The organism is Microbispora sp. NPDC049633 (assembly GCF_040675265.1).
Lineage (GTDB): Bacteria > Actinomycetota > Actinomycetes > Streptosporangiales > Streptosporangiaceae > Microbispora > Microbispora maris.
The window spans coordinates 1-6,684 of sequence record NZ_JBFAOO010000290.1 but is presented as its reverse complement, the minus strand read 5'-3'; the positions used below and the strand labels follow the sequence as shown (position 1 = coordinate 6,684).

At 70.8% G+C, this 6,684-nt stretch carries 7 protein-coding genes; all 7 read right to left on the bottom strand.

The genetic code is table 11. The annotated features are described in order from the left end of the window. Nucleotides 1–122 precede the first annotated feature (122 nt). Nucleotides 123–1,361 carry a CoA transferase gene (locus tag AB0J39_RS37040; RefSeq protein WP_363473445.1) on the bottom strand — a complete coding sequence of 413 codons (1,239 nt, stop codon included), beginning with the start codon at nucleotides 1,359–1,361 and terminating at the stop codon, nucleotides 123–125. Then, the gene (locus AB0J39_RS37035) at nucleotides 1,354–2,475 is read right to left on the bottom strand and encodes a CapA family protein (protein WP_363473443.1); all 1,122 of its coding nucleotides are present in this window, start codon (nucleotides 2,473–2,475) and stop codon (nucleotides 1,354–1,356) included. The genes AB0J39_RS37040 and AB0J39_RS37035 overlap by 8 nt, the downstream gene beginning before the upstream one ends. After that, nucleotides 2,472–3,290 carry an amino acid ABC transporter ATP-binding protein gene (locus tag AB0J39_RS37030; RefSeq protein ID WP_363473441.1) on the bottom strand — a complete coding sequence of 273 codons (819 nt, stop codon included), beginning with the start codon at nucleotides 3,288–3,290 and terminating at the stop codon, nucleotides 2,472–2,474. Before AB0J39_RS37030 ends, AB0J39_RS37035 begins: the two co-directional genes overlap by 4 nt. Next, the gene (locus AB0J39_RS37025) at nucleotides 3,287–4,126 is read right to left on the bottom strand and encodes an amino acid ABC transporter permease (protein ID WP_363473439.1); all 840 of its coding nucleotides are present in this window, start codon (nucleotides 4,124–4,126) and stop codon (nucleotides 3,287–3,289) included. The genes AB0J39_RS37030 and AB0J39_RS37025 overlap by 4 nt, the downstream gene beginning before the upstream one ends. Before the next feature lie 14 nt (nucleotides 4,127–4,140). After that, nucleotides 4,141–5,034 carry a transporter substrate-binding domain-containing protein gene (locus AB0J39_RS37020; protein WP_363473437.1) on the bottom strand — a complete coding sequence of 298 codons (894 nt, stop codon included), beginning with the start codon at nucleotides 5,032–5,034 and terminating at the stop codon, nucleotides 4,141–4,143. Between the two features lie 149 nt (nucleotides 5,035–5,183). Next, on the bottom strand, nucleotides 5,184–6,107 hold the full coding sequence (locus AB0J39_RS37015; protein ID WP_363473435.1) for a PaaX family transcriptional regulator C-terminal domain-containing protein: 924 nt from the start codon (nucleotides 6,105–6,107) through the stop codon (nucleotides 5,184–5,186). 119 nt (nucleotides 6,108–6,226) lie between these two features. Next, nucleotides 6,227–6,684: PaaX family transcriptional regulator C-terminal domain-containing protein (locus AB0J39_RS37010; RefSeq protein ID WP_363473433.1), on the bottom strand; the 458-nt coding region annotated here is incomplete at its 5' end.

The window sequence follows — 6,684 nt, the reverse complement described above, 5'->3', positions numbered from 1 at the left end:
CGACCGGCGACCGGTCGCCGGTCGCGCCCTGCGCGGAGGCCGGGGAGGCCGGGGAGGCCGGGGGGCGGGGTGCGCCGCGCCGGGCGTAGGCCTCCTCAAGCGCGGCCAGCGCCGTGGGCATGTCAGATCACTCCCTCTTCGGCCAGGGCCTTGAGCTCGTCGTCGGAGTAGCCGAGCAGGCCGCCGTAGATCTCGGCGTTGTGCTCGCCGAGGCCGGGCGCCGGGCGGTCGAGCCCCGCCTCCGAAGCGGAGAAGCGGATCGGCACGCCGGTCCCGTACAGGTCCCCCTGGCGGCCGTGACTCGGATGCTCCAGCGGCACGACCTCCTCGCGATCCAGCACGAGCGGGTCGCGCACGGCGTCGCCGGGCTCGCGCACCTCGGCCGCGGGGACCCCGTGCCGGGCGAGCAGATCGAGGATCACGGCGAGCGGGCGGTCCCCCGCCCACGAGGCCACCAGCTCGTGCAGCTCTGCGGCGTTGGCCACGCGCGCGTCCCGCGTGGCGTAGCGCGGGTCCGCGGCCAGATCGTCGCGTCCCATCGCCGTGAACAGGCCGCGGGCGAACGCGTCGGTGGGGCCGCACAGCGCGAACCAGCCGTCCGCGGCGGGGAACGTTCCGAACGGCGCCAGCCTGGGCACGGTCGTCCCCGTGCGCATGGGCAGGCCCAGCTTCTCGTAGGCGTCGAACGGCTCGCACGCGACCAGCGAGGTCAGCGCGCCCAGCATGGACACGTCCACGTGCTGGCCCTGGCCGGTCGCGTCGGCCCGCAGGACCGCGGCGAGCGTGCCGATCACCGCGTACAGCGGCGCGACCAGGTCGCCCACCGGCAGCCCGAAGCGGACCGGCGGTTCGCCGGGCGCGCCCGCGGTCATCATCACGCCGCTGAGCGCCTGGACGATCGTGTCCATCGCCTTGCCCGAGCCGGGACCGCCCTGAGCGCCGAAGCCGCTGATCGACGTGCAGACGATGCGCGGGTTGATCGCGGCGGCCCAGTCGTGACCGATGCCGAGCCGCGCCGTGACGCCGGCGCTGTAGTTGTCGATCATGATGTCCGCCTCCCTGACCAGACCGGCCAGGATGTCGCGGGCCTTGGGGTGCTTGAGGTTGAGCGTGACGCTCTGCTTGTTGCGGCCCCGCAGGAGCATCGACACGGACATGTCGTCGTCCCCGTGGCGCGCCAGCGTCAGCCCGTCCGCACCGAGATAGGGGGCGTTGTTGCGGGAGCTGTCGCCGCCGGTCAGCGGGTTCTCCACCTTGATCACGCGGGCGCCGAGCCCGGCCAGCAGCAGGGTCGCGTACGGTCCGGACAGTGCGGTGGTCAGATCGATCACCGTGCGGCCGGCGAGCGGACGGTCAGGCACGCAGCACCACCTCGTTTCCCTCCCAGTGGAACTCCGTCTTCAGACCCGCCTGCCGGGTGATGTGCTCGATGTACGACACGACCCGCCGCCCCTCCTCGTCGTCGCCGAGCGGCACCGGACGGCCCGCGTCGTCGATCCAGCAGGGCACGATGCCTGCCGAGACGAGGCCGTCCCGGTCGAACCGGCAGACCGCGATCGCGGTGTTCCGGCTCTCGGGGTGGAAGGGGTAGTACGGCATGCCGGGGTCGGGCGCGAAGCCGTACAGCTCGACTCTGCGGCGCGCCCACTCGGCCCGTTCGCCCGCGTCGCCCGTGGTGGGCGTCAACGCGTGGGTGACGGTCACGAAGTTGCCCAGGCCGTGGTAGATCGGCCTGCCACGGTACATCTCGACGCCGCGCATGATGTGGGCGTGGTGGGCGAACACGGCGTGCGCGCCGGCGTCGATCGCGGCGTGCGCCACGGGCCGCTCGTACATCGCCAGCACGGCGGGCGTGTGCCCGACGCCCTTGTGCATCGACACCGTCACGATGTCGACCTCGGCGGCCAGGGCCGCCACGTCCTCGGCCATCCGCTCCAGAGTGGCGGGGTCGGCGAAGGTGTAGACGGCGGGCGGCCCGCCGGGGCTGGCGTGGTCGAGTTCGTAATGGGTCAGCACCTTGACGTACGCGCAGCCGGGCTTGCGGCTGGTCGCCCAGGACTCGCGGGGACCGACGCAGTTGTAGCTGAGCACCCCTACCCGCAGGCCGTCGCGCTCCACGACTGCGGGACGGCGGGCCTCCTCCAGGGTCAGACCGGCGCCCGCGGTGGCCATTCCGGCCTCGGTCGCGTACTTGATCGTGTCGGCCACCCCCTGGTCGCCGACGTCGTAGACGTGGTTGCCCGCGAGCGTCACCACGTGGAAGCCGGCTTCGGCGACCGCGGAGAGCGCGGCGGGATCGGCGGGCGGGGCGGGAACGTCGGTGCTCACCTGGGCGGTGGACGTGCTGTGGGGCACCTCGATGTGGCCGATGACCACATCGCCCCGGCCCAGCGTCTCCCGGGCCGGGGCGAAGAAGGACGCGGGGTCGGGCTCGTCGACGACGAGGTCGCCGACGGCCATTACCGTGAAGCTCAAAAGGTGGACTCCTCCTCCAGCAATCGTTCATCGGGGGTCTGCGCCGCGCGCCCGAAGCGCGACAGGAAGGCTTTCAGCCGGGGCGAGGCGGGGTTGTCGAAGATCTCCTCGGGAGTGCCGGTCTCGACGATCCGACCCTTCTCCATGAAGACGCACCGATCGGCCACCTCGCGGGCGAAGCTCATCTCGTGCGTCACAATGATCATGGTCATGCCGCCGCGGGCCAGGTCGAGCACCACGCTCAGCACCTCGTCCACCAGCTCGGGGTCCAGCGCGCTGGTGGGCTCGTCGAACAGCATGATCCGCGGGTTGGTGGCCAGGGCCCTGGCGATGGCGACGCGCTGCTGCTGGCCCCCGGAGAGCATCCGGGGATGGGCGTCCGCCTTGTCGGCGAGCCCCACCCGCTCCAGCAGCCGCAACGCCTCCCGCCGCGCCTCCTCCGGCCTCCGGCCGTGGATGAGCACCTGCGCCTCGACGACGTTGCGCAGCACGGTCCAGTGCGCGAACAGGTTGAACTGCTGGAAGACCATGCCCATGCGGCCGCGCTGCGCGGCCACGCGCCGATCCGGCAGGGGGCGCAGGTGGCCTCGGTGGAACTCGTAGCCGAGCAGCTCCCCGTCGAGGTACATGGCCCCGCCGTCGATGCCCTGCAGCTGGTGGACGCAGCGGGCCAGGGTGGACTTGCCCGAGCCGGACGGGCCGATCACCGCGACGACCTCGCCCTCGTGCACGTCCAGGCTCACCCCGTCGAGCGCCACGTGGTCGCCGAACCGCTTGCGTACGTCACGGATGCGCAGGACCGGCGTGTCACTCACCGCTGCCCCTTCCCGAAGTGCTGCTCCAGACGCCGCTGGCCGAGCGACAGGACGGTGACCACCGCCAGGTACCAGGCGCAGGCGACGATCAGCAGCGGCACGACCTCGTAGGTCCTGTTGTAGATCACCTGCACCGAGTAGAGCAGGTCGGCCATCGCGATCACGCTGACCAGGGAGGTGCCCTTGAGCAGGCTGATGAACTGGCTGCCGGTGGGCGGGATGATCACCCGCATCGCCTGCGGGAGCACGACCTTGACGAAGCTCTGCCTGGCCGTGAACCCCATCGCACTGGCCGCGTCGCGCTGGCCGCCGTCCACGGACGTGATGCCGGCCCTGACGATCTCGGCCATGTACGCGGCCTCGTGCAGGGTGAGCCCGATGATGGCCGCGGTCAGCGAGCTGATCAGGGAGTTGGTCGGCCACGAGACGAAGGTCGGGCCGAACGGCACGCCCAGCGGGATCCGCGGCAGCAGATAACTGAGGTTGAACCAGAAGATCAGCTGGACCAGGGGCGGGATGCCGCGGAAGACCGCGACGTAGATGGTGCACGCCCAGGCCACCGGCCTGAAGCCACTCATCCTGCCCACTTCGAGAAGCACCCCGAGCGCGCTGCCCAGCGCCATCCCGATGACGGTGAGCAGCAGCGACATGCCCAGACCGCGCAGGATGTTCGGGTCGAACAGGTACTTGGCGACCACCGGCCATTCGAACCGCTCGTTGGTGACGACGAACCAGGCGAACTGCGCGACGAGCACGAGCAGCACGACTCCGGCCACCCAGCGCAGGGGCCGGACGCGCGGACGGGCGGCGGCGACGTCCACGGCCTGTGGGGCCACGGGTGGTGCCACGCTCATTGCGTCGCCGCGGTGTTCATCTTGGGCTCAGGCACCGCCACCTTCTGGAGCCCGTACTTGTCCATGATCTTCTTGTACTCGCCGTTCTTGAAGATCTCCTTGAACGCGTCGAACATGACCGGGCCGAGACCGCTGGACTTGGGCACGAGCATCGCCAGCTGGTCGACGCCGGCGCCCTGCTCGTCGGTCTGCGTGACGTACGTGAAGGCGTCCTTCTCCTTGGAGAGCACGTCGAGCGCGGCGCTCTCGGTCATGCCGGCCGCGTCGGCACGGCCGGACTTGGCGGCGAGGATGGTGCCGTTGGTGTCGGCGAAGCCGATGAACTCCATCGCCGGCTTGCCCTGCTTGGCGCACCATTCGGTCAGGCGCTTGGCCTGGTCCTCAACGATGCTGCCGGCGGTGCCGGCGACGCGCTTGCCGCAGAGGTCAGCCGAGCTCTTGATGGCCGAGGACCCGGCCTTGGGGATCAGGTAGGAGGTCCGGGTGACCATCCACACGAGCGCGTCGAACTGCTTCTCACGCTCGGCGCTGTCCTTGACCGGGCCGTTGAAGGCGTCGTATCGGGAGGCGAGCATGCCGGACAGCGCCGCGGGCAGGCCGCTGACGATCGAGATCTCGGTGCGGACCCCGAGCACCTTGCCGAGGGCGTCCTGCAACTCCTTGTCGATGCCCGTGACGGTCTTGCCGTCGTTGGCGACGATCCGATAGGGCGGGTGGGAATCCCCGGCAAATCGGATGACGCCCGCTTCCTTGATGCTGTCGGGCAGGGCGTCGTACAGAGCCGTCGCGCCGGCCGGCCGCTCCGTCTCACCGTCGCCTCCACCGCAGGCTGCGACACTGGCGAGGGCCAAAGCCGCCGCACCCGCGAGGATGGTCCTGGGCATTCTCATGGTGGTCCTTCCGCGACCAGTTAATGCTGCACTTCACTTTGCGGTCGTGGGGCTAAGTGTCACACCTAAGGATGCACACCTGTCAAGAGGCGGTTGTGCAGCGGAGACGTGCGGGGCGGCCGGAGCGCCGCCCCGTCGCCGGGGAGCGGTCAGGCGAGCGCGAGGATGGAGCTGGTCCGGTGATGGGCGACCAGCTCGGCCAGCTCGGGTTCGAACTCCGCGACGATCTGCTTGACGCGGAACTCGGCGAGCGGCCCGAGGGTGTCGTAGATCTCCACGAAGAGATCTCGGGCCGCGGCGCGCGGCCAGTCGGCGGGCAGCAGCTCAGCGGGCAGGTCGGGGTCGTGGTTGGGGAAGGTCCGCCAGGTGTCCATGATCCCCGTACGCGCCACCAGCGCCTCGGACGCGCCGACCACGCCCCTGCGGACGCGCTCCAGAAGTGGCGAGTGCTGCGCCACGAACTCCTCGTAGGTGCGCCGGAGCTGGTCGAAGTCCCAGGCCTCCCGGGGGGCGCGCATGCCCGGCAGATCAAGGGCCTCGGCACGGAAGATCGTCGACATGGGGATCTCCAGCTCGGCGAGCACGGCCGCCGCGCTGTCTGCGTCGGCGGTCGGCGAGACCCACAACCCGTCGTAGAGCGGGGCGAAGCCGAGCCAGCGCAGCCGGGCGCGCAGCGCGTGGCGCAGGTCGCGCTGCTCCTCGGAGATGGAGAACGCCGCCATCACCCACGTCCCGTCCCACGCGCCCTGCTCCAGGCCGAAGGACATGATCCGCTGCCGCCCTTCCAGCATCACGGCGGCGGCCCGATCCGTCAGGCGATAGTAGGTGCGCCGCCCGGCCTTGGACGACTCCAGCAGGTCCCGCTTGGTCAGGCGGCTGAGCGCGGCCCGGGCCGCCACGGCGGAGACGCCGAACTCCTCGGTCAGCCGCACCAGGGCCGCGGACGGCAGCTGCTCGGGCCGGCCGATCCAGTAGTCCCCGAGAAGCGTCGTGATCAGGTGCTGCGGAGGTGCGCCCACCTGGAAGCGCGGGAAATCGAGGTCCTCTGCCTCGGACCTTTCACCATCATTCACAACAGGAGTATATGGACAACGCTTGAACGTGCGCTCGTTATCAAGATGTCATGCTTTTGAGCGACATGAAGCCGCCCGGAACGGATCTCCGCCGTGGCGGCCGCGGCGGGCGAAAAAGATCACGGGACACGACGCAGGTCGCCTCCGGCGAGGAGATTCAGCCGCTCGCGGTCCGTCGTCTCGTCGAAGCTCGTGTGCCGTCGAGTCGCCGGCGACTCCAGGGCGGACACCTGCGCGAAGGTGTGGTGCGCGGCCAGCCCGGCGAGCTCCGGGTCGAACTCGGCGAGGATCTCGCGGAACCGCCGCTCCGCCGGCTCCCCGAGCGAGTCGTAGATCCGCACGCACAGCCGCCTGGCCTCGTCGCGCGGCCAGCCGGCGGGGAGCAACTCGGCCGGAAGATCGGGGTCGAGCGCGGGGAACACCCGCCAATCGGTCATGATCGCGGTTCTCAGCCGCAGCGCCGCGGCGGGGCGCGGGACGGACACCGCCAGCCGCTCGGCGACCGGCCGGTGGGCGTCGATAAAGCGCAGGTAGCGTTCGCGCAGCCCGGCGATGTCGAAGGCGCGGTCCAGCACCG

Excerpts from the sequence above, each read along its gene's own strand:
- AB0J39_RS37020 (WP_363473437.1), bottom strand. The coding sequence starts at position 5,034 with ATGAGAATGCCCAGGACCATCCTCGCGGGTGCGGCGGCTTTGGCCCTC.